This window comes from Microbacterium sp. NPDC090014 (genome assembly GCF_044748285.1).
In the GTDB taxonomy this organism is placed as follows: Bacteria; Actinomycetota; Actinomycetes; order Actinomycetales; family Microbacteriaceae; genus Microbacterium.
In genome coordinates this window covers 1,852,213-1,874,858 of sequence record NZ_JBIVFS010000001.1, presented here as the reverse complement: position 1 = coordinate 1,874,858, position 22,646 = coordinate 1,852,213, and the positions used below count along the sequence as shown (strand labels likewise).

Here is a 22,646-nt window from a genome sequence, read left to right as displayed (position 1 = left end):
GGAGGACGGACCGCTACCAGCTGACCGGCAGCGCCTTGCCCTCTTCGTATCCGGCCGCGGACTGCAGCCCGACGAGCGCCCTGTCGTGGAACTCGGGCACCGAAGACGCACCGGCATAGGTGAACGACGACCGCACGCCCGAGGTGATCATGTCGAGCAGGTCCTCGAGTCCCGGGCGCAGCGGATCGAGGTAGATCTGCGACGAGGAGATCCCCTCCGCGAACAGCTCCTTCCGTGCGCGCTCATAGGCATCGAGGCGTCCGAATCGGGCCTGCACCGCCTTCGTCGAGGCCATCCCCCAGGATTCCTTGTAGAGACGGCCCTCCGCGTCGCTCTGCAGCTCTCCGGGCGCTTCGATCGTCCCGGCGAACCAGGAGCCGACCATGACGGATGCTGCGCCTGCGGCGAGCGCGAGCGCCACATCGCGCGGATATCGCACACCCCCGTCCGCCCAGACGTGCGCGCCCTGCTCGCGTGCCGCTTCTGCGGTCTCGAGCACGGCGGAGAACTGCGGGCGGCCGACCGCGGTCATCATCCGCGTCGTGCACATGGCGCCGGGCCCCACGCCGACCTTGAGGATCGAGGCGCCCGCCTCGACGAGGTCCTTGACGCCGTCGGCGGTGACGATGTTCCCCGCCACGATCGGGATGCCGAGGTCCAGAGCGGCCACGGCGCTCAGCGCACGCAGCATCCCCTCCTGGTGCCCGTGCGCCGTGTCGACCACGAGCACGTCGACGCCTGCGGCCGCCAGTGCCTTCGCCTTGGCGGCGACGTCTCCGTTGATGCCGACCGCCGCCGCGACGGCGAGACGGCCATCGCGGTCCAGGGCCGGCTGATACAGCGTCGAGCGCAGAGCACTGCGCGCACTGAGGGTGCCCACGAGATGTCCGTGGTGCGTGATCGTGACCATGTCGACGCCCGCGTCGGTGATCACGTCGAACGCATGACGCTCGGATCCGATGTCGTCGGCGTCGAGCGACGGTGTGCCGACGTGCACGAGATCGCCCAGCTGCGCATCGGGCAGCGCGATCGCCAGCCGTGTCGCGGGCAGAACGCCGAGGATCCTCTCCGCATCGTGCGGTGCCTCTCCCGTGGCGACGACGATGCCGTGCCCGGCGGTGGCCGGCATCAGACGAAGGGCGTCCGCCACCGACGCCTCGGGCGGCAGCACGATCGGCGTGTCCCACAGCACCGGCTGCGCCTTGACATCGCGGATCGCGGCGTCCAGCCCCTGCAGGGGCATGTCCTGCGGAAGCACTCCGAGCCCGCCCCGCCGCGCGAGCACCGCGGCGAGCCGAGGACCGGTGACGGAATTCATGTTCGAGGCAACGATCGGGAGCGTCGCGGGAGTCCCGTCCTGCGGCGCCAGATCGACCTGCAGACGACTCGTGACAGCCGATCGTCGCGGCACGAGGAACACGTCGGAATAGGTCAGATCGACTGCGGGTGACTCACCGGAGAACTCCATACCCCCACGGTACTCAGATAGCGCCGCCGAGGGCGCATGCCTTCGACGAATGCCCGAGGAAACACGTTAGGCTTGGAAGTCGAGAGTGTGCGGGCCCGGACGCATCACGCGTCCTGGTGTGCATATATGGACTTCAGCGATGAAAGAGGGCGATCGAGCGTGTCGAACCAGGTGACCGGCGTCGGGGGCGACGGGGGGTTCGGAGCCAATTCCTGGCTCGTGGAAGAGCTCTACGAGCAGTACAAGGTGAACCGCGACTCCGTCGACAAGGAGTGGTGGCCGATCCTCGAGAAGTACCAGTCGGATGCCGCGACCGGCAGCGCGGTCCCCGCAGCCGCCACGGAGCAGCCGACTCACCCCGTGACCGCGCCCATCCCGGTCATCGGCGCACAGCCGGTCGCACGGACCACGACCAAGCCCGCCGCTGCAGCCCCGATCCCCGCGCAGGCTCCGAAGCCCGCAGCCAAGGCCGAGGCGCCCGAGTCAGCCGAGCCCGTCGAAGAGGACAAGGTCACGCCCCTCCGCGGTCTGCCCAAGACCCTCGCCGCGAACATGGACGAGTCGCTGACGGTTCCGACCGCGACGAGCGTGCGCACGGTGCCCGCGAAGCTGATGATCGACAACCGGATCGTCATCAACAACCACATGGCGCGCACGCGCGGCGGCAAGATCAGCTTCACCCACCTCATCGGCTGGGCGCTGATCCGCACGCTCGACGAGTTCCGCAGCCAGAACGTCTTCTACGCCGAGATCGACGGCAAGCCCTCGGTCGTGGCTCCGGCTCACGTGAACCTCGGCATCGCGATCGATCTGCCCAAGCCCGACGGCACGCGCGCTCTGATGGTCCCCAGCATCAAGCGCGCCGACACGCTGACCTTCAGCGAGTACCTCGTCGCCTACGAAGACCTCGTGACGCGCGCCCGCAACAACAAGCTGACGGCGGCCGACTTCCAGGGCACCACGGTCTCACTCACCAACCCCGGCGGCATCGGCACCGTCCACTCCGTGCCTCGTCTGATGAAGGGGCAGGGCTGCATCATCGGCGCCGGTGCCCTCGAGTACCCGGCCGAGTTCCAGGGAGCGAGCGAGAAGACGCTCAACGAGCTGGCGATCGGCAAGACGATCACGTTGACGAGCACCTATGACCACCGCGTCATCCAGGGCGCTGGCTCCGGCGAGTTCCTGAAGAAGGTCCACGAGCTCCTGATCGGACAGCGCGGCTTCTACGACGACATCTTCGCCGCTCTGCGCATCCCGTACTCCCCCATCCGCTGGAACCCCGACATCGCGGTGGATCTCGCCGAGCGCGTCGACAAGCAATCCCGCGTGCAGGAGCTCATCAACTCGTTCCGCGTGCGCGGTCACCTGATGGCCGACATCGATCCGCTCGAGTACGTCCAGCGCTCGCACCCCGACCTCGAGATCGAGAGCCACGGGCTCACCTTCTGGGATCTCGACCGCGAGTTCGTGACCGGCGGGTTCGGTGGCCGTCGGGTCGCCAAGCTGCGCGACATCCTCGGCGTCCTTCGCGACTCGTACTGCCGCACGCTCGGCATCGAGTACATGCACATCCAGGACCCGGAGCAGCGCCGCTGGTTCCAGGAGAAGGTCGAGGTCAAGTACCAGAAGCCCGGCCACGACGAGCAGCTGAGGGTTCTTCGCAAGCTCAACGAGGCCGAGGCGTTCGAGACCTTCCTGCAGACCAAGTTCGTCGGTCAGAAGCGGTTCTCGCTCGAGGGCGGCGAGTCTCTCGTCCCGCTGCTCGACGAGATCCTCCAGGGTGCGGCCACATCCGGACTCGAGGGCGCCGCGATCGGCATGGCGCACCGCGGCCGTCTGAACGTGCTGACGAACATCGCGGGCAAGACCTACGGCCACGTGTTCCAGGAGTTCGAGGGCACGCAGACCCCCGGCAACCAGCGCGGCTCGGGCGATGTGAAGTACCACCTGGGCACCGAGGGAACGTTCGTCGCCGATGACGGCTCCGAGCTCCCGGTGTATCTGGCCGCGAACCCGTCTCACCTCGAGACGGTCGACGGAGTCCTCGAGGGCATCGTGCGCGCCAAGCAGGACCGCAAGCCGATCGGCACGTTCGCCTGGCTGCCGATCCTCGTGCACGGCGACGCGGCGTTCGCCGGTCAGGGCGTGGTGGTCGAGACGCTGCAGATGTCTCAGCTGCGCGGGTATCGCACCGGCGGCACGATCCACGTGGTGGTCAACAACCAGGTCGGCTTCACGACCCTCCCGAACGACTCGCGTTCCTCGGTGTACTCGACCGATGTCGCGAAGACCATCCAGGCACCCGTGTTCCACGTGAACGGCGACGACCCCGAGGCTGTGATCCACGTCGCGCAGCTCGCGTTCGAATACCGCGAGCGGTTCCACCGCGACGTCGTCATCGACCTCGTCTGCTACCGCCGCCGTGGTCACAACGAGGGAGACGACCCCTCGATGACGCAACCGTTGATGACCGACCTGATCCAGGCGAAGCGATCGGTGCGCAAGCTGTACACGGAGTCGCTCGTCGGTCGTGGCGACATCACCGAAGAGGAGTACGACGAGGCCAAGGCCGACTTCCAGAACCGTCTGGAGATCGCGTTCGCCGAGACGCACGCCGCCGAGACCGGCGCCAACCCGGTCGCGCAGGATCTGCCGCCGGTCGACGAGCAGGTCGGCGCTCCGGAGATCACCGGAGTCTCGAACGAGGTCATCCAGCTCATCGGCGACGCGTTCGTGAACAAGCCCGAGGGCTTCACCGTGCACCCCAAGCTGCAGCAGCAGCTCGAGAAGCGTCTCGACATGAGCCGCAACGGCAACATCGACTGGGGCTTCGGCGAGCTTCTCGCCTTCGGTTCGCTCCTCGTCGAGGGAACGCCCGTGCGGCTCGCCGGGCAGGACTCGCGCCGCGGCACGTTCGTGCAGCGTCACGCGACTCTGCACGACCGCGCGAACGGCCAGGAGTGGCTGCCGCTGTCGAACCTCTCCGAGTCGCAGGGCCGCTTCTTCGTCTACGACTCGCTCCTCAGCGAGTATGCGGCGCTCGGCTTCGAGTACGGCTACTCCGTCGAGGCTCCCGAGGCCCTCGTGCTGTGGGAGGCCCAGTTCGGCGACTTCGTCAACGGCGCTCAGTCGGTCATAGACGAGTACATCTCGGCTGCGGAGCAGAAGTGGGGACAGCAGTCCAGCGTCACGCTGCTCCTCCCCCACGGCTACGAGGGTCAGGGGCCGGACCACTCCTCCTCACGCATCGAGCGGTTCCTGCAGATGTGCGCGCAGGACAACATGATCGTCGCGCGCCCCTCGACGCCCGCGTCGTACTTCCACCTGCTGCGCCGCCAGGCCTACGCGCGTCCGCGCAAGCCGCTCATCGTCTTCACCCCGAAGGCCATGCTGCGTCTGCGTGGGGCGACGAGCCCGGTCGAGGCCTTCACGCAGGGCCGTTTCGAGCCGGTTCTCGACGACAACCGGGGCCTCGATCGCAATGCCGTGAAGCGCGTCCTCGTGCACTCCGGCAAGGTGCACTGGGATCTCAAAGCCGAACTCGAGAAGAACCCGAACCCCGAGATCGCGCTGGTCAGGCTCGAGCAGCTCTACCCGACCCCGATCGACGGACTGAAGGCCATCACCGATTCGTACCCGAACGCCGAGCTGGTGTGGGTGCAGGAGGAGCCGGAGAACCAGGGAGCCTGGCCGTTCCTGGCACTCGCCTTCGCCGATGTCCCGGGTGACCGCAGCTTCCGTCCGGTGTCGCGTCCGGCTTCGGCATCGCCCGCGACGGGCTCGTCGAAGGTGCACGCGGCCGAGCAGGCGAAGCTGCTGCGGGATGCCCTCACGCTCGGCTGATACCCGGCAGACACGAAAGGGGCGCCTCGACTTCGGTCGAGGCGCCCCTATCGTCTGAGAGTTCAGTACCAGATGTCGAGTGCCGGCGCGGGGAATGCCACGAACGCGCGGTCCAGCTCTTCGACGACGGCGGCGTCGGCATCGATCCGTCCGGCGACGTGCAGAGACGAGGCCCGCACACCCCCGGCATAGAGGATGGAGAGCGCGGATACATCGAGCTCCGCATCCACGGCCGCGGCATCGTCCACGGCCTCGACGGATGCCTCCCCCGTCTCGTCGACGCGCAGACGCCAGTCACCCGACGCGACGCCGAGCGGATCGCGAACGCGCAGAATCACATCGATGGGCGCCGAGTACCGTCGCGCAGGGAGAGCCGCGGGGACGTCGAGCAGGCGCAGCCAGCCATGGTCGTGCACCGTCTGGGTGACACCACGCGGGTCGCGAACCAGCCACGGAAGCGCGTCGTCGAGCGGACGCAGATCGGCCGTGACCTCGTCGACGAGATCGTGCTGCAGCGCGAACCCCCACAGGGCGGCAGTCGCTTCGGGAGTCTCCGCGACCAGCAGGCGCACGGCGAGGGCGAATCGGAAGGATCCGGTGCGCTCGCTGAGGGTGAAGGCCATCGCCCCGCGCACCTCGCCGTCCGCATCGACGAAGCGGATGCCGCGCACCTGATCGCGGTCGGTGTCACTCGGTGACAGGCCGGCGATGCCGGTCCATCGCGAGTGCCACCCGGGGATCTGGCCGCCACGATGACCGCGGACCCGATCATGCACCGCTCCGAGTTCCGCGGCGAGCGACTCGCGGTCGAGGTATTCGACGCGGCCGTCCGAAGACGGACCTGCCCAGCCGGCGCGACGGGTATCGACCGTGACGCGCGACATATGCACAGCCGACCCGAAGCCGTACCTGCCGTAGATTGTCGCCTCCGAGACCGTCAGCCCCGCGATCGGCACTCCTGCCGTCGCCGCTGCCCTGAGCTCGCCCTCGAGGAGCGCTCGCGCGATGCCGCGACGTCGGTGCGTGGCCGACACCGTGACTCCGCTGATCGCCCACATCGGGATCTCGCCCCCACCGGGCAGCGTCAGCGGCGTGACCCAGGAGTCGATCGTGGCGACCGGAGGTGCGTCCGTCGCCGCTGCGTCGTAGACGCCGATGTTGCGTCGCGACTCGAAGGCCGCTCGGCCGAAGGCGAGCACCTCCGGTGTGGGCTCCGCGCCGAGGAAACCTCGGGTCATCGCCCTCTGGAAGCTCTCGGACTGTGCGTCGTCAGCGGTGTCGACGACCCGGTAGACCAGCGATTCCGCCGCCAGTCGCTCGGTGGAGGTCGGATCGGCCGGGATGTCGCGTGAATCGATGAGCGTCATGCTTCCAGCCTATGGGCGGATGCCGACATCACGATCTCAGGGGTCGACGGCTGCTCGCCCGCGGTCAGTGCTGAGCGGACTGCACCTCGCGCAGTCGCGCGAACACCTGGTCGCGCAGCTCCTCCGGAGCCGTCTCCTTGCAGGCGCGCGCCACGACCTCGGTGAGGGTCGTCGCCACGAGTGCCTCGTCCCGACAGGACGGGCAGTTCTCGAGATGCTCGCGGATCTCCGTGTGCTCGGTGTTGCAGACCTCGTTGCGGAGGTACTCCTCGAGATCCTTGCGGGCCTTGTCGCAGCCGCAGTCGGTCATTTCTTGCTCCTCGGGTCGGCCGCGGAGATTCCCCGCTCCACGGCGTAGTCAGCCAGCAGCTCCCGCAGCATCCGCCTGCCTCTATGCAGGCGACTCATCACGGTGCCGATGGGCGTCTTCATGATGTCCGCGATCTCCTGGTAGGCGAAGCCCTCGACGTCCGCGAGGTACACCGCCAGCCGGAAGTCCTCGGGTACGGCCTGCAACGCGTCCTTGACGACCGATGCGGGCATGTGGTCGATGGCTTCCGCCTCCGCCGAACGGCTGTGCGACGCGGTGGTCGTGGTCGACTCCGCACCGCCCATCTGCCAGTCCTCGAGCTCGTCGATCGTGCCCTGGAACGGCTCCCGCTGCTTCTTGCGGTAGATGTTGATGTAGGTGTTCGTGAGGATCCGATAGAGCCACGCCTTGAGGTTCGTGCCCTGCGAGAACGTCGCCCAGGATCCGTACGCCTTGACGAAGGTCTCCTGCACGAGGTCAGCAGCATCAGCCGGGTTGCGCGTCATGCGCATCGCCGCGGCGTAGAGCTGATCCATGAACGGGATCGCCTGTTCCTCGAATTCGCGCCGAGGGTCGCTGACCGTCTCTGCGGTTGCCGTGTCATCCATCACCGGCCAGTCTAGGCGGGCGAGGTCCACCGACTCGCGTTCCAGCGTTGCGAGCATGCTCTCTCCTTGTCGTCGAGCGCCCGGATTCCGTCATGCGAGCACTCGCGTTTACTAAGGTGGGAACCGATGAGCGCCAACAGGTATTCCCCCTCCCCTGTCCAGGGCGTCTACGTCGCGCCGACCAGCGCGAACGCCGTCCACGCGACCGTGACGATCCCGGGCTCGAAATCGCTCACGAATCGCGAGCTCATCATCGCCGCGATCGCCGACGGACCGGGCCGGCTCATCGCTCCGCTGCACTCCGACGACTCCCGCCGGATGATCGACGCGCTGCGGGCGTTGGGTGTGGGCATCGAGGAGGTCGACGGCAACGGAGACTTCGGCCCCGATCTGGCGATCACTCCCGCCAAACTCGTCGGCGGCACCACGATCGACTGCGGCCAGGCCGGCACGGTCATGCGCTTCATCGCGCCGCTCGCGGGCCTCGCGCAGCACGACGTGCACCTCACCGCTCACGAGACCGCGCTCCACAGGCCAATGGGCGGCCTCATCAGCGCACTGCGCGACCTGGGAGTCGACATCGACGACGAGGGGACGTGGGCGCTGCCGTTCACCGTCCGCGGGCACGGCCGCATCCGCGGTGGACGGGTCGAGATCGATGCCTCGGCATCCAGCCAGTTCGTCTCGGGACTGCTGCTCGCGGCGCCGCGGTTCGACGTGGGTCTGCACCTGGTGCACACCGGCGAGCATCTGCCGAGCCTGCCCCACATCGACATGACGATCGAGGCGCTGAGTCGTCGTGGCATTCGCATCGAGCGGCCCGCCACCGGAGAGTGGCTCGTCGAAGCCGGGGTGCCCCGCGCCAAGGAGATCGCCATCGAGCCCGATCTCTCGAACGCCGCGCCGTTCCTCGCCGCGGCCCTGGTCACGGGCGGGGCGGTGTCGGTTCCCGGCTGGCCGGTGCACTCCACCCAGCCCGGCGCACTGCTTCCCGAGATCCTGCAGGCGATGGGCGCGCACGTCGGCCGTCACAGCGGGACGCTGACGGTCAGGGCCGGCTCCGAGATCCGCGGACTCGACATGGACCTGTCCGCAGCGAGCGAGCTGACTCCCACCCTCGTCGGGCTCGCGGCGTTCGCGTCCGGCCCGACGACGATCCGCGGAATCGGTCACATCCGACTCCACGAGACCGATCGCATCGCGGCCCTCGTGGGCAACATCCGCGCTCTGGGAGGCGAGGCCGAGGAGCTCTCCGACGGTCTGCGCATCATCCCGCGGGATCTGCACGGCGGGGGCTGGGCGGCGCACCACGATCACCGCATGGCGACGACGGGCGCCCTCATCGGCCTGCGCGTTCCGGGAGTCGAGATCGACGACATCGGAACGACATCGAAGACCCTCCCGGAATTCACCCTCCTGTGGGAGCGCATGCTGCGGGGCGCGTCCGCGTGAGCTGGCTCGACGACTCCGACGACCTCGAGGACGACTTCGAGGACTTCGATGAGAGCAGCATCCGCGCGCGTCCGAACCCGAAGGCGAATCGCCCCCGCACGAAGCGGCGGCCCGCCCATGACGATGCGCAGATCGGACGCGTCCTCGGTGTCGACCGCGGCCGCTACTCCGTGCTGCTCGATGAGGACACGCCCGACGAGCGGATGATCACCGCGGCACGGGCACGAGAACTCCGCAGGAACCCGATCGTGACGGGCGACCAGGCGAAGGTGGTCGGTGACATCTCCGGCGAGGACGGCACGCTGGGGCGCATCATCGGCATCGCCGATCGCACCTCTCTGCTCAGGCGCAGCGCCGACGACACCGACCAGGTCGAGCGCGTCATCGTCGCGAACGCCGATCAGATGCTGGTCGTCGTCGCCGCGGCCGACCCCGAGCCGCGAGCCCGACTGGTCGACCGCTATCTCGTCGCCGCTCTGGACGCCGGCATCCGCCCGCTCCTCGTCGTGACCAAGACCGACCTGGCCGATCCCAGCGCCTTCCTGTCGCACTTCGACGGCCTCGACCTGCGCGTCTTCACGAGTGCGCAGGACGAGATGCCCGTCGATGAGATCGGCGCGGCACTGGTCGGTCACTCGACGGTCTTCGTCGGCCACTCCGGCGTGGGCAAGTCGACGCTCGTGAACGCCCTGGTGCCCAGCGCGCTCCGCGCTACAGGGCACGTCAACCAGGTCACCGGCCGTGGCAGGCACACCTCCTCGTCCACCGTCTCTCTGCGGTACGTCGGCCCCGAGGGTCGCGGTTGGGTGATCGACACCCCGGGGGTCCGGTCCTTCGGACTCGGGCACGTCAACCCCGCGAACATCCTCGCCGCATTCACCGAGCTCGCCGAGATCGCCGAGAACTGTCCGCGCGGATGCACGCACCTCGCCGATGCCCCGGATTGCGCTCTCATCGAAGCCGCGGAGAGCGGCGAGCTCAGCGAGACGGGACGAGCGCGTCTGGACTCCCTCCAGCGGCTCCTGCAGACCTTCGCCGACAAGGCGGAGCAGACGCCCGGCCGCTAGGCTGGAGGGGTGACTGTGCGCCTGGAACCCGGAACCGCTGCCCCCGACTTCGCTCTCCTCGACCAAGACGGACAGACCGTCACCCTCGACGATCTGCGCGGCCGCAAGACGGTGCTGTACTTCTATCCCGCGGCCATGACCCCGGGCTGCACGACGCAGGCCTGCGACTTCCGCGACAGCATCTCGTCGCTCGAGGGCGCCGGATACCGGGTGGTCGGGGTCTCGCGCGACGAGCCCGCAAAGCTCGCCGAGTTCCGCGAGCGCGACGGCCTCACCTTCACCCTTCTCAGCGACCCCGACCACGCGGTGCACTCCGTTTACGGCGTATGGGGCGAGAAGATGAACTACGGCAAGGTCGTGGAGGGCGTCATCCGATCGACCTTCGTGCTCGATGAGCAGGGCACGATCGCACTCGCCCAGTACAACGTCAAGGCCACCGGACACGTCGCGCGCCTGCGCAAGCTCCTCGGCGTCGACGCCTGACGGTCACTCCGCCGGGCGCTCGTTCTCGGCTCGCGTGCTGGCGATCAGCAGCGCGAAGCACAGCAGTGCTGGCAGACCCACTCCGACGGTGAACGCCCACGCGACCGGCTGCAGCGTCAGCGAGGCGAGCGCGAGCGCGATGGCGAGCACCTGGAAGACGACGCCACCCGATCGCGCCCATGACCGCCCCGTCCTCGTCCCGATCGCGAACGCGATGAGCGCGGCGGCGCCGAGGAGAGTGAGCACGATGAGAGCGAGCGCTGTCGGCAGTGAGGCTGCGTCCCCTGCACCGAGGCCCACGAGCTCGATGAGAGCGAAGACGATCAAGGCGGCGCCCTCCGCCGCGAGAACCGCGGATGCCGCCAGAGCGAGGCCGGGTGAGCGCACAGTTGTCTCCTGAGAATCGGATGAGAACGGCGGAAACCCTTGATTTCGCCGGTTTCATGTAACAGAATAGACAGCGTCATGTGCTCCCACAGCGGCGTGGGGCGGGCTTCGAGCTCGCATCACAGAAAGCGGGCATCCGTCCGTATCTCATACAGGGTAGCTGAACCCGATCTGCACCCGAAATCCGAGTCGTCGCAGTGCGTCGATTTCTGAAAAACCACACCGAGGAGCCCCCATGGACTGGCGCGATAAGGCCGCCTGCTTGACTGTCGACCCCGAACTGTTCTTCCCTGTCGGGAACACGGGTCCGGCCGTCGACCAGATCGAGAAGGCGAAGACCGTCTGCGCCACATGCACGGTGACCGAGATCTGCCTGCAGTACGCCCTCGAGTCCAGCCAGGACTCGGGCGTGTGGGGCGGCCTCTCCGAGGACGAGCGCCGCGCACTCAAGCGCCGCGCCGCCCGCGCCCGCCGCGCCTCCTGAACATCGAGAAGCGGCCCGAGACGATGTCTCGGGCCGCTTCTGCGTATCTGCTCACCGTCGCGGCGGACTCGTCACGCGGTGAGCCAGCGGAGCGGGATGTCGATGACGACTTCGGTGCCCTCTCCCTCGCTCCCCCGCCACTCGATCGATCCGCTGAGCTCCCCCTGGATCAGGGTGCGGATGATCTGCGTTCCCAGTCCCTGACCGATGCGCCCCTCCGGCAGCCCCTTGCCGGTGTCGTGCACCGTGACGCGCAGATTCTCCTCGGTGCGCGTGGCGTCGATCGTGACCATGCCCTCCTGCCCTGCGAGGCCGTGCTCCACCGCGTTCGTGACGACCTCGGTGAGCGCGAGAGCCAACGGCGTCGCGTACTCGCTCGGCAGGACCCCGAAGCGCCCGGTCGACCGAGTGCGCGCACGGGTGTTCGGCGCGGATGCGACCTCGGCGACGAGCTTCAGAACCCGGTGGAACACCTCGTCGAAGTCGACCTTCTGAGTCAGCCCCTGAGCGAGGGTGTCGTGAACCACCGCGATGGAGTCCACACGTCTCATCGCCTGGGTCAGCGCATCGCGCGCCTCGTCCGAGTGCGTACGACGCGCCTGGATGCGCAACAGCGATGCGACCGTCTGCAGGTTGTTCTTGACACGGTGATGGATCTCGCGGATCGTCGCGTCCTTGGTGATGAGCTCCTGCTCCTGATGACGCAGCTCCGACACGTCCCGGCACAGGACGATGGCACCGATGCGCGTCCCGTGATCCTTGAGGGGAATCGCCCGCAGCGAGACAGTGACGCCGCGTGCTTCGATGTCGGTGCGCCACGGGGCGCGCCCGGTCACGACGACGGGCAGCGACTCGTCGACCTGTCGCGACGGCGGCACGAGCCTCGTGGTGACCTCGGCGAGAGACTCGCCCTCCAGTTCGTCATCGAAACCCATCCGATTGAACGCCGAGAGCGCGTTCGGACTCGCGAACGTCGTGATGCCGTCGACGTCGATCCGGATCAAGCCGTCTGACGCTCGGGGAGCTCCGCGGCGCGGGGAGGTCGGAGCCGCCGGATCGGGAAAGCTGCCGTCGGCGATCATCCGGAAGATGTCGTTCGCGCACTCGTCGAACGTGATCTGCTGTCGCGACGGCGTCCGGGCCTCGCCGAGGTTCGTGTGCCGGGTGACGACGCCGATGACGGTCCCCTGGTGCTCACTGCCGCGGCGCTCGTTGACGATCGGCACCGCCCTCACGCGCGTCGGGGTCTCCTCGAACCAATCCGGTGAGGACGAGTCCACGATCTCCGCCGAATCGAACGCCCCCTGTACCTGCGTGCGCCACTGCGGCCGCACCCGCTCGCCCACGATGTCGCGGTAGAACAGGGTGGCCGCTCCGCTCGGACGGGCGTGGGCTACGGCGACGAACGATCCGTCGTCGGTCTCGATCCAGACGACGATGTCCGCCGACGCGAGGTCCGCGAGAAGCTGACCGTCGCCGGCGAGTCGATGCAGCCACTCGACATCGTTCTCGGCAAGACGGCCCTGGGCATTGGCGAGGTCGCTGAGCGTTGACACCCCACCAGCCTAGAGCGCGTCCGCTCAGAGAACGGCCAGCGACGTCGCCCGCCAGCGTCGGTCGAGACCTTCGAGGCGAATCGCCACCGCCCGGGTGCGACCGGGACCCGCGACCACGACGACAGCCTCCACCTTGCCGTCCACCGGTTCCGTCACGCGGATCGACAGGATCTCGAAAGTCGGGCGCGCAGGCGAGACCCCCCTCGCGCTGCGCGCCCTCGCCGACAGATTCGCCCGCGTCACCAAACTCCGGTACGCGTCTTCATTGAACCAGCGGGCGAGCTGATCGACTTCTCTGACTCCCGCGAGTACCTCGAGCACGCCCTGGGTCAGGCTCCGCAGCAGCGGACTCGGATCCGGCAGCTCGGCGCGGGGTGTCGGCTGTGGTGCGAAGTACTCGTGAAGCATCATCTGAGGCACTCTCCATCGGGAAGACTGCGCCAAGTAGAGCATGCGTCGACTGGCCGATCCGGTCGCGTTCGTGATGTATGTGGATAACTCGTACATGCGCTCCCGGACTTCATTTACGGTGGTCCGCGTGCACTGGGATCGACTGTTCGAAGACCTCGAAGGCCAGCTGGCCTCCGAGTGGGAGAGCGAGCGCGCGGCGCTCGACGCCGAGTCGGAGCGCCTGCGCATCTCGAGGCTCGAGCTTCGCAGCCGGCTCAGAGTGCTCTGCGCATCGGCCGCTCCCGCCACCCTGGATCTGCCGGGTGGAGCTCGCGTTCGGGCACGACTGAACGCGCTGGGCTCCGATTGGATCGCTGCGACGATCGCGCAGGCCGAGGAATCACGGACGACGCGGTCGACCGTGATCGTCCCCCTCCACGCGCTCCGCGGACTCACCGTCGATCACGGCCTGCTGCTGTCGAGCCTGGACGAAGAGGACGAGCCCGCCCCCGTGCTCCGCGAGCGCATGTCGCTCGGGTTCGTCCTCCGTGACCTCGCCCGGCGGCGGGTTCCGGTCAGAATCGTCAGCGTCGATGCATCCGACCTCCACGGGACGATCGACCGAGCGGGCGCGGACCATCTGGATCTCGCCCTGCACGACCCGGGCGAGGCGAGGACCGCCTCGGCTGTGCGTGCGTTCCAGATCATCCCGTTCGCAGCCGTCACGTCGGTGCAGACCGCGGGAGATCAGATGCCGTGACGGCGGGATGTGCCCCAGACCTCTGGGAAACTCGCCTCATTCGCCTCACGCCACAGTGCCATCCGTCTGGCCTCTTCGGACTGCTCGGCGAGATACTCCGAAAGGCTCGACTCCTCGACGCGCCACCGGGCGGGTGCACCGAGCTTGGACCCGCGCAGACGCCCCGCGTAGACGAGTTCGATGACCTCGTCGACCCCGATGCTCAGCAGTTCCGCCACCTGCGCCGGCGCCAGGAAGCGCTGCGTGGCCGGAGAGGAATGGGGCATGCTCCCATTCTCCCCCTGCCGTGCCGATACGCCAGGGCCGATCCGATGCTGTGGATAAGTCTCGAGCAGCCGCGGCGATTTCTGTGACCATGTCGCCATGAGCAAGTTCTCCCGTTCACGGCGTGCCGTCTGGGGTGACGCCCGCTTCCTGATCGGCATCGCCGTGGTCGCGCTGTCTGTCGCCGGCGTGTGGGCCGTCGTCTCCTCCTCCGGCGCCACGACACCGGTACTCCAGGCGACGCGAACGATACCGCTCGGCGAAGCGCTCGTCTCCGGTGACTTCCAGGTGGTGGACGTGGGACTCGGCGCCGTCTCGGATCGCTACCTCGCGCCCCAAGACCTTCGGCCCGGTCAGATCGCGTCCCGGACGGTCGTCGACGGCGAGCTGATGCCGACTTCTGCCGCCGAGGACGCGGATGCGAACAGAACCACCACGATCGTCGTCGAGAGCAGCACCGGCATCCCGGCCGATGTGGGCGCCGGGAGCATCATCGAACTCTGGCAATCTCCTCCGGTGGACGAAGGCGCCCTCCCGGGGACGCCGCGCATCCTCGTCGCCGATGCGATCGTCACATCGGTGATGAAGACCGAAGGAATGCTCGCCGCCGACGGCACCACGGCTGAGATCGTGATCGACCGAGCGGATGTCGCCGATGTGCTGTCCGCGATCACCGGCGGCTCTGTCCTGTCCGTCGTGCCGATCGGCTCGACCTCGTGACGTCGGTAATCATCGCCCTACCCGATTCCCGTGCGCGCACCCTGGCCGAGGAACTCGAGCTCGAAGGCATCAGCGTGGTTTCCGTCGTCGCGCCGAGCAGGATCCTGCCCCTGCCCGACGGCGTCGATGCCGTCATCGTTCCCGCCAGCCGCGCGGTGCTGACGCCCGCGCTCGTCGCCGACTGCGACAGGGCAGGGGTGCGGATCCTGCCGCTCGGCGACGGCGACAGCAGACTGCTCGGGCGCTACGGCCTCGCGGCCGCACTCCCGACAGAAGCGCGCGGCTGGGAGATCGCTGCAGCGCTCACCGCCGACCTTGCGGGCTCCGTCGAGCGAATCGCGCAATCTCCGCGTCGTGTCACGGTGGTCTGGGGTCCGTCCGGTGCGCCGGGACGATCGACCGTCGCGATCCAGCTCGCCGTCGAGCTGTCCAGGGCAGGACGCCGCACTGCCCTGGTGGATGCCGACACCGTCGCTCCCTCCCTCGCGCTGCTGCTGGGACTCAGCGATGATGCACCCGGGATCGCCGCCGCGTGCCGTCGGGCAGAACTCGGCGCACTCGACTCGGCAGAACTCACACGGCTGGCGACCGTCCTCGACACGAGCGCAGGAGAGATCGAGGTCCTCGGGGGCATCAATCGCCCTGGGCGCTGGCCGGAACTCGGCGCACGTCGATTGGAGGCGACGCTGCGCGCATGCCGCAGCTGGGCAGAGGAGACCGTCGTCGACGTCGCGAGCGCCTTCGACGCCGACGATGAGGCGACGTACGACCTCGCTGGCCCGCGTCGCCACGCAGCCACAGTTGCCGCGCTGCAGGAGGCAGACGTGGTCATCGCCATCGCGGCGGCCGACCCGCTCGGCATGAGCAGGTTCATCAGGGAGCATGCCGAGCTACGACGGCTCACGACCCGGACGCCCATCAGAGTGGTGGTGAACCGCGTGCGCCCCGGCCCCCTGGGCGTGGATGCCCGAGGTCAGATCCGGCGCACGCTCGAAAGGTTCGCCGGCATCACGGACGTCGCGTTCCTCCCTTTCGATCAGCGGGCCGCCGACGCCGCACTCCTGCACGCGCGACCGATGGCGGACCTCACTCCGCGCTCGTCCCTCGTCGCCGGCGTGCGCCGCGTCGTGGAGACTCTCGTCTCCACATCAGCAGAGCCGCCTACTGGCGGTAGCTCGAGAGGAAGTTCCCGAGGCGCTCGACGGCTTCTGCGAGCACGCGGGGCTCGGGGAGCGTGACCAGTCGGAGGTGGTCGGGGGTCGGCCAGTTGAAGCCGGTTCCCTGCACGAGGAGGATGTGTTCGGAGACCAGCAGGTCGTAGACCAGCTTCGCGTCGTCCCTGATCTCGTGGACGTTCGGGTCCAGACGCGGGAAGGCGTACAACGCGCCGACGGGCTTGACGCACGAGACACCGGGGATCGATTCGAGTCCCTTCCAGGCGATGTCACGCTGCTCATGCAGGCGCCCGGTCGGCGCGATCAGCGAGTCGATGGACTGCACTCCGCCGAGAGCCGCCTGAACCGCGTACTGGGCGGGGACGTTCGGGCAGAGACGCGTCGAGGCGAGCAGGTTGATCCCCTCGAGGAACCCCTTCGCGTGGTCCTGCGGCCCGGTGATCACGAGCCACCCGGACCGGAAGCCGGCGACCCGGTATGTCTTCGAGAGCCCGTTGAACGTCAGACACAGCAGGTCCGGCGCCAGGGTCGCCGTCGGGATGTGCACCGCATCATCGAACAGGATGCGATCGTAGATCTCGTCGGAAAGCAGCAGCAGCTGGTTCTCACGGGCGATCTGCACCATGCCCTCGAGAACTTCGCGTGAGTAGACCACGCCGGTCGGGTTGTTGGGGTTGATGATGACGAGAGCTTTGGTGCGCGGAGTGATCTTGGATCGGATGTCCTCGAGGTCGGGCTGCCATCCGTTGTCCTCATCGCACAGGTAATGGACCGGGGTGCCGTCAGCAAGACTCGTCATGGCGGTCCACAGCGGGTAGTCGGGTGCCGGGATGAGCACCTCATCGCCCTCGTCGAGAAGAGCCTGCATCGTCATCGTGATGAGCTCGGAGACGCCGTTGCCGAGGAAGACATCCTCGGGATCGAATCGCGGGAACCCGGGGATCTCCTCGTACCGGCTGACGACTGCTCGCCGTGCCGAGATGATCCCCTTGCTGTCGCTGTACCCGTGAGCAGTCGGAAGCGCGGCCAGCATGTCGTGCACGATCTGGTGGGGTGCCTCGAAGCCGAAGATGGCGGGGTTGCCCGTGTTGAGCTTGAGGATCCGATGTCCCTCGGCCTCGAGCCGCGCCGCCTCGACGAGCGTGTTTCCACGGATCTCGTACAGGACGTTCTTGAGCTTCGACGACTGGTCGAAGTGGCGCGTTGGTGTCATTGAGCAAGCCTACAATGACGCGACGAGGGGCCGATCCCCACGGACCGGCCCCTCGTCATGCGCTCTGCTACTTCTTCTTCTTGCCCTGCGCCCGCCGCTGCTCGCGGTTGCCCGCGGGAGCTGCCGAGCCCTCGGTGCGCTGCCCGAACGCGCCGCGCGGAGCCTCAGCCGACTCGGCCTCCTCGGCGGGCGCCTGACGCGCGGCCGCTGCCTGACGAAGCTTCTCGGTCGCGGCCTGCTGAACCTGACCGCGGTCGTTGCGGACCTCGACCTCGCCGGCGTCGTTCGCGGCAGAGTACTCGAGCCGCTGGTCTCCACCGTCTTCGGCGAGGCCCTTCGCCTCGACCTCGGCCGTCTGCGAATCGCCCGCCCGACGCACCTCGACCTCGAGATTGTAGAGGTAGCCGACCGACTCCTCCTTGATCTGCCCCATCATCGACTGGAACATCGCGTAGCCCTCGCGCTGGTACTCGATGAGCGGGTCGCGCTGCGCCATCGCACGGAGACCGATGCCGTCCTTGAGGTAGTCCATCTCGTAGAGGTGGTCGCGCCAGCGGCGATCGAGCACCTGCAGCACCACGCGTCGTTCGAGCTCACGGGTCGCCGCTTCTCCGAGCGACTCCTCACGGGTCTCGTATGCGATCTTCGCGTCCGACAGCAGCTCGCGGGTCAGACCCTCTGCGGTGATGCCACCCTTGCGGCCGGCAGCCTCGGACACGACCTCGTCGATGGTCACGCTCACCGGGTACAGCGTCTTGAGCTCGGTCCAGAGTGCGTCGAAGTCCCAGCTCTCGTTGTGACCCTCGCCGGTGTGATCGCGCACCACTCCACTGATCGCGTCCTCGATGAAGTGCTGGACGCGGTCGGCGATGTCATCGCCCTGCAGGATGTGGCGGCGGTCGGCGTAGATCGCCTCGCGCTGACGGTTCAGGACGTCGTCGTACTTGAGGACGTTCTTGCGCATCTCGGCGTTGCGCGACTCGACCTGCGACTGAGCGCTGCGGATCGCCCGCGACACCAGGCCCGACTCGATCGGGACGTCGTCGGGGAAGTTGGTGCGCGCGAGGATCGCCTCGGCGGCGCCCGACTGGAACAGGCGCATGAGATCGTCGGTGAGGCTCAGATAGAAACGGCTCTCGCCGGGGTCGCCCTGACGGCCCGAGCGACCGCGCAGCTGGTTGTCGATGCGGCGCGACTCGTGGCGCTCCGTGCCCAGGACATAGAGCCCACCGGCCTCGATGACCTTCTCGGCCTCTTCGGACACGATGGACTTCATCGCCTCGTACGTCTCGTCCCACGCGATCTCGTACTCCTCGGGCGTCTCGACGGGGTCGAGTCCCTTGCCCTTGAGCTCCTGCACGGCGAGGAACTCGGCGTTGCCGCCGAGCATGATGTCGGTTCCACGACCGGCCATGTTGGTGGCGACGGTCACGGCGCCGAGGCGCCCTGCGCGAGCGACGATCTCGGCCTCGCGCGCGTGGTTCTTCGCGTTGAGGACCTCGTGCTTGACGCCCTTCTTCGCGAGGAGCCGCGACAGGTACTCGCTCTTCTCGACGCTCACGGTGCCCACGAGCACCGGCTGCCCCTGCGCGTGACGCTCGGCGATGTCCTCGACCACCTGCGTGAACTTGGCGGTCTCGTTCTTGTAGACGAGGTCGGACTGGTCCTTGCGGATCATCGGACGGTTCGTCGGGATGGGGATGACACCGAGCTTGTAGGTCGACATGAACTCGGCCGCTTCGGTCTCGGCGGTACCGGTCATGCCGGCGAGCTTGTCATAAAGGCGGAAGTAGTTCTGAAGCGTGACCGTGGCGAGAGTCTGGTTCTCGGCCTTGACCGGCACGGCCTCCTTCGCCTCGATGGCCTGGTGGATGCCCTCGTTGTAGCGACGTCCCACCAGGATGCGACCGGTGTGCTCGTCGACGATCATGACCTCGTCGTTCATGACGACGTAGTCGGTGTCCTTCTTGAACAGGGCGAGGGCCTTGATCGAGTTGTTGAGGAACGAGATCAGCGGCGTGTTCGCGGACTCGTACAGGTTGTCGATGCCAAGGTAGTCCTCGACCTTCTCGATGCCGGGTTCGAGAACGCCGACGGTGCGCTTCTTCTCGTCGACCTCGTAGTCGACGCCCGCCTCGAGGGTGCGCGCGATCTTCGCGAACTCCGCGAACCAGCGGTTCGCCTCACCGGAAGACGGTCCTGAGATGATCAGCGGCGTGCGCGCCTCATCGATCAGGATGGAGTCGACCTCGTCGACGATCGCGAAGTAGTGCTCGCGCTGGACGAGGTCTTCCTTGCGCCACGCCATGTTGTCGCGGAGGTAGTCGAAGCCGAACTCGTTGTTCGTGCCGTAGGTGATGTCGGACGCATACTGCTCGCGGCGCACAGCCGGGGTCTGGCCCGAGACGATGATTCCCGTCGACATGCCGAGGGCCCGGTACACGCGCCCCATGAGCTCTGCCTGATAGCTCGCGAGGAAGTCGTTGACCGTGATCACGTGGACGCCCTCGCCCGCGATCGCATTGAGGTACGCCGGGAAGGTGGCGACCAGGGTCTTGCCCTCACCGGTCTTCATCTCTGCGATGTTGCCGAGGTGGAGAGCAGCACCACCCATGATCTGCACGTCGTACGCGCGCATACCGAGGGTGCGCTTCGCCGCTTCGCGCACGGCGGCGAACGCCTCGGGCATGAGCTGATCGAGCGACTCGCCCTTCGCGAACCGCTCACGCAGCTCGGTGGTCTCGTTGCGAAGTTCGTCGTCCGTGAGCTTGGAGATGTCCTCTTCCAGCGCGTTCACGGCCTTGACCACCTGGTTCAGGCGTCGGATGACCCGCCCTTCTCCAGCGCGCAGCAGCTTCTCAAGAGGATTGGCCACAGATGTCATCTCCCTGTCGATGGTTCCGGCGGCGCCGCGTGTCGGGCGCGTGCCAGGCATACCTTGTCATGTTACCGGTCCGTGACCTGCACGTCGTCTGCACGTCATCTGCATGGCGTGCCTCCAACGCGTTTCCGAGTATGTATATATTGGTCCACGACACCGGGAGGTCCATATGTCGGTCCGACAGAGTCTGCTCGCGATCCTCGCTCAGGGCCCCTGCTACGGCTACCAGTTGCGGCACGAGTTCGACCGCCGCACGGGCTCGGTATGGCCGCTCAACGTCGGTCAGATCTACAACACGCTCGAGCGCCTCGAGCGTGACGGGCTCGTCGCTCGCGGTGCAGCGGACGAGCACGGCCACGTCTACTGGGAGATCACGGCCACCGGCGCGTCCGAGGTGGACCGCTGGCTCGCGTCTCCCGCGCCACGAAGCCAGGCGACGCGCAACGAGCTCGCCATCAAGCTGGCTGTGGCGGCAACCCTCCCCGGCGCGGACGCCGCCCGAGTCATCGCGGCCCAGCGCGCGGCGTCGGAAGAGCATCTCGCAGATCTCACCGCGACGAGGGCGACGCGCGAGGACGACAGCCCCGAGGGGCTCGCGTGGTCGCTCGTCGTCGATTCGATGATCTTCACGGCGGAGGCCGAGGTCCGCTGGCTCGACCATGTGCAGACCCGGCTCGCCCAGCACCCTGTCCACGCCCTCGCTCTCGAGTTGACGACCGATCGACCCAAACGTGGCAGGCCGTCGAGGGCAGACGTGGCGGCACTCGTCTGACGGGTTTCGCCCCAAGCGTATGCACAGCCAGCGGCGTCGCCCGGGAAACTAGGATCAGTCCTATGGCTGGAATATGGGGCAGACGCAAGCGCGAGCAGGAAGAGCTGGCCGCACAGGACGCCGACCTGGCTCGCCGCGCTGAGCAGGCACTCGTCTCGGCGGACGAGCGCATCAGGAGCACGTCCGACGAGCTGGCGTTCGCGGAGGCCGAACTCGGGGAGCAGCTGACTCGCGACCTGAAGAAGGCGCTCGCTGCGGTGCGCACGCATCTGCGCGAGGCATTTCAGCTCCACCAGCTCAACCACGATGAGATTCCCGACACGCCTGAGGAGCTCCGCACCCGCAACGCGCGGATCATCCAGCTGTGCGATTGGGCGCAGGATCTGCTCGACGAGAAGACGTCGGATCTCGCGGCATCGATCTCGAAGGTGCGTCGCGCACCCGAGATCATCGCCCAGGTGCGTGCCGATGCCGAGGCGCTGAGCGCACGGATCCCGCACACGAACGAGACCGTCGCGCGCCTCTCCGCGCGTTACTCGGACTCGGCGATGCACCAGATCACGGCGAGCGCCGCCGAAGCAGAGCAGCTGATCGCGTTCGCAACGCACGGCGCGGCCGTCTCAGAGCGTCGCCGCGCGGCGAAGCAGAACGAGGAGGCGAACCTCGCACTGGAGACCGCCACCGAGGCCACGCGTCGTGCTTCCGCGCTTCTCGACGCCGTGGAGGACTTCGAGATCGAAGCGCTGCGAGCGGAGTCGACCCTTGCCGAGGTCGTCGCTGATTCACGCAACGACCTCATCGCCGCGCGCACCGCACCCCAGGTGCCGGCCGTCGCGGTCGCCGTCTCCGCGCTCCAGGACGCGCTGAGCGCCCTGTCGCCCGCGGGGACCCCCGGAGATCCCTTCGCCGAGCTGTCGCAGCTGCGCGACGCGAACACGGCTCTCGACGACGCGATCGCCACCGCTCGGCACCGCGAGGCGCACCCGCTGCCCAGCATCCAGCAGGTGCAGCATGCGATCGATGATGCCGACCGCCAGCTCGGCGTCGCCCGCGGACTCATCGCCGGGCACCGCGGCTGGATCGGCGCCGACGCGCGCACGCGCCTCGCCGAGGCCGAGAGGCTGCGGGTCGATCTGTCGGATCTGCTTCCGGCGGAAGAGACGCGCGACGAGGCTCTGACCAGTGCACGACGCGTCGCACACCTGGCTTCTGAGGCCCTGCAGCTCGCCCAGCGCGACATCGATTCCTCACGGCCGCAGGATCAGGGCTGGGGCGGCGGAAACGGCTGGGGCGGCGGCGGCTGGAGCGGCGGGGGCCGACGCGGCGGTGGCGGCGACGTCGCCTCGGGCATCCTCGGCGGTCTCGTCATCGGCAGCATCCTCGACGGCATCTTCGACTGACGCCGTCGCACAACGCGACGACGGCCCGGCTCCCTCTGGAGCCGGG

General features: G+C 67.9%; 20 protein-coding genes. 10 read left to right on the top strand and 10 right to left on the bottom strand.

Translation table 11 applies throughout. From position 1 onward, the window contains the following. Positions 1-13 precede the first annotated feature (13 nt). The gene (locus ACIPV5_RS08810; protein ID WP_400340776.1) at positions 14-1,468 is read right to left on the bottom strand and encodes a GuaB1 family IMP dehydrogenase-related protein; all 1,455 of its coding nucleotides are present in this window, start codon (positions 1,466-1,468) and stop codon (positions 14-16) included. A 159-nt stretch (positions 1,469-1,627) separates the two neighbouring features. Between ACIPV5_RS08810 and ACIPV5_RS08805 the strand changes: the two genes are divergently transcribed. Next, positions 1,628-5,311 (top strand): multifunctional oxoglutarate decarboxylase/oxoglutarate dehydrogenase thiamine pyrophosphate-binding subunit/dihydrolipoyllysine-residue succinyltransferase subunit, encoded by a 3,684-nt coding sequence (locus ACIPV5_RS08805; protein WP_400340774.1) that lies wholly within the window; start codon positions 1,628-1,630, stop codon positions 5,309-5,311. Between the two features lie 62 nt (positions 5,312-5,373). Here ACIPV5_RS08805 and ACIPV5_RS08800 read toward each other — a convergent pair whose 3' ends face one another. The 3 genes from ACIPV5_RS08800 to ACIPV5_RS08790 all read right to left on the bottom strand — a co-directional run bounded on the left by ACIPV5_RS08800 (position 5,374) and on the right by ACIPV5_RS08790 (position 7,653). After that, a complete protein-coding gene (locus ACIPV5_RS08800; RefSeq protein WP_400340772.1) occupies positions 5,374-6,678 on the bottom strand; it encodes a GNAT family N-acetyltransferase in 1,305 nt (434 codons plus the stop codon). Positions 6,679-6,742: 64 nt separating this feature from the next. Then, positions 6,743-6,988, bottom strand: coding sequence for a zf-HC2 domain-containing protein (locus ACIPV5_RS08795; RefSeq protein ID WP_053095677.1), 246 nt, complete (start codon positions 6,986-6,988; stop codon positions 6,743-6,745). Beyond that, complete coding sequence (locus tag ACIPV5_RS08790; RefSeq protein WP_053095676.1) at positions 6,985-7,653, bottom strand: sigma-70 family RNA polymerase sigma factor; 669 nt, start codon at positions 7,651-7,653, stop codon at positions 6,985-6,987. The genes ACIPV5_RS08795 and ACIPV5_RS08790 overlap by 4 nt, the downstream gene beginning before the upstream one ends. Before the next feature lie 69 nt (positions 7,654-7,722). Between ACIPV5_RS08790 and aroA the strand changes: the two genes are divergently transcribed. From aroA to bcp, 3 genes are read left to right on the top strand one after another with little or no spacing between them, the layout of a single operon-like run. Next, complete coding sequence (gene aroA, locus ACIPV5_RS08785; RefSeq protein WP_056278260.1) at positions 7,723-9,048, top strand: 3-phosphoshikimate 1-carboxyvinyltransferase; 1,326 nt, start codon at positions 7,723-7,725, stop codon at positions 9,046-9,048. Then, positions 9,045-10,115 carry a ribosome small subunit-dependent GTPase A gene (rsgA, locus tag ACIPV5_RS08780; RefSeq protein ID WP_053099066.1) on the top strand — a complete coding sequence of 357 codons (1,071 nt, stop codon included), beginning with the start codon at positions 9,045-9,047 and terminating at the stop codon, positions 10,113-10,115. Before aroA ends, rsgA begins: the two co-directional genes overlap by 4 nt. 9 nt (positions 10,116-10,124) lie before the next feature. Continuing rightward, complete coding sequence (gene bcp, locus ACIPV5_RS08775; protein WP_400340769.1) at positions 10,125-10,598, top strand: thioredoxin-dependent thiol peroxidase; 474 nt, start codon at positions 10,125-10,127, stop codon at positions 10,596-10,598. A 3-nt stretch (positions 10,599-10,601) separates the two neighbouring features. Here the strand turns inward: bcp and ACIPV5_RS08770 are convergent, their stop codons facing one another. Continuing rightward, a complete protein-coding gene (locus tag ACIPV5_RS08770; RefSeq protein ID WP_053095673.1) occupies positions 10,602-10,985 on the bottom strand; it encodes a hypothetical protein in 384 nt (127 codons plus the stop codon). A 235-nt stretch (positions 10,986-11,220) separates the two neighbouring features. On the opposite strand from ACIPV5_RS08770, the gene ACIPV5_RS08765 reads away from it, so the two are divergent. Then, a complete protein-coding gene (locus ACIPV5_RS08765; protein WP_028503730.1) occupies positions 11,221-11,469 on the top strand; it encodes a WhiB family transcriptional regulator in 249 nt (82 codons plus the stop codon). A 71-nt stretch (positions 11,470-11,540) separates the two neighbouring features. Here ACIPV5_RS08765 and ACIPV5_RS08760 read toward each other — a convergent pair whose 3' ends face one another. Together ACIPV5_RS08760 and ACIPV5_RS08755 are read right to left on the bottom strand one after the other, a co-directional pair. Beyond that, positions 11,541-13,025: a sensor histidine kinase gene (locus tag ACIPV5_RS08760; protein WP_056278258.1), complete on the bottom strand. Its 1,485-nt coding sequence runs from the start codon at positions 13,023-13,025 to the stop codon at positions 11,541-11,543. A 24-nt stretch (positions 13,026-13,049) separates the two neighbouring features. Beyond that, a complete protein-coding gene (locus ACIPV5_RS08755; RefSeq protein WP_171821901.1) occupies positions 13,050-13,436 on the bottom strand; it encodes an Rv3235 family protein in 387 nt (128 codons plus the stop codon). Between the two features lie 127 nt (positions 13,437-13,563). Between ACIPV5_RS08755 and ACIPV5_RS08750 the strand changes: the two genes are divergently transcribed. Next, entirely contained in the window at positions 13,564-14,175 is a 612-nt protein-coding gene (locus ACIPV5_RS08750) for a hypothetical protein (RefSeq protein ID WP_053099064.1), read from the top strand. On the opposite strand, the gene ACIPV5_RS08745 is transcribed toward ACIPV5_RS08750, so the two are convergent. Further along, positions 14,163-14,441 carry a helix-turn-helix domain-containing protein gene (locus tag ACIPV5_RS08745; protein ID WP_056278255.1) on the bottom strand — a complete coding sequence of 93 codons (279 nt, stop codon included), beginning with the start codon at positions 14,439-14,441 and terminating at the stop codon, positions 14,163-14,165. The two genes, ACIPV5_RS08750 and ACIPV5_RS08745, sit on opposite strands and share 13 nt — an antisense overlap. A gap of 97 nt (positions 14,442-14,538) precedes the next feature. Here ACIPV5_RS08745 and ACIPV5_RS08740 point away from each other — a divergent pair, with 97 nt between their 5' ends. Further along, entirely contained in the window at positions 14,539-15,159 is a 621-nt protein-coding gene (locus tag ACIPV5_RS08740) for a hypothetical protein (RefSeq protein WP_400340767.1), read from the top strand. Beyond that, on the top strand, positions 15,156-16,397 hold the full coding sequence (locus tag ACIPV5_RS08735) for a CpaE family protein (protein WP_400340765.1): 1,242 nt from the start codon (positions 15,156-15,158) through the stop codon (positions 16,395-16,397). The genes ACIPV5_RS08740 and ACIPV5_RS08735 overlap by 4 nt, the downstream gene beginning before the upstream one ends. Here the strand turns inward: ACIPV5_RS08735 and ACIPV5_RS08730 are convergent. Then, a complete protein-coding gene (locus tag ACIPV5_RS08730) occupies positions 16,321-17,547 on the bottom strand; it encodes a pyridoxal phosphate-dependent aminotransferase (RefSeq protein WP_053095668.1) in 1,227 nt (408 codons plus the stop codon). The two genes, ACIPV5_RS08735 and ACIPV5_RS08730, sit on opposite strands and share 77 nt — an antisense overlap. A 67-nt stretch (positions 17,548-17,614) precedes the next feature. After that, a complete protein-coding gene (gene secA, locus ACIPV5_RS08725; RefSeq protein WP_372984406.1) occupies positions 17,615-20,422 on the bottom strand; it encodes a preprotein translocase subunit SecA in 2,808 nt (935 codons plus the stop codon). Between the two features lie 175 nt (positions 20,423-20,597). Here secA and ACIPV5_RS08720 point away from each other — a divergent pair, with 175 nt between their 5' ends. Both ACIPV5_RS08720 and ACIPV5_RS08715 read left to right on the top strand, forming a co-directional pair. Continuing rightward, positions 20,598-21,200, top strand: a complete 603-nt coding sequence (locus tag ACIPV5_RS08720; RefSeq protein ID WP_053095667.1) for a PadR family transcriptional regulator — start codon at positions 20,598-20,600, stop codon at positions 21,198-21,200. Between the two features lie 62 nt (positions 21,201-21,262). Further along, positions 21,263-22,600, top strand: a complete 1,338-nt coding sequence (locus tag ACIPV5_RS08715) for a hypothetical protein (RefSeq protein WP_400340762.1) — start codon at positions 21,263-21,265, stop codon at positions 22,598-22,600. Positions 22,601-22,646 lie beyond the last annotated feature (46 nt).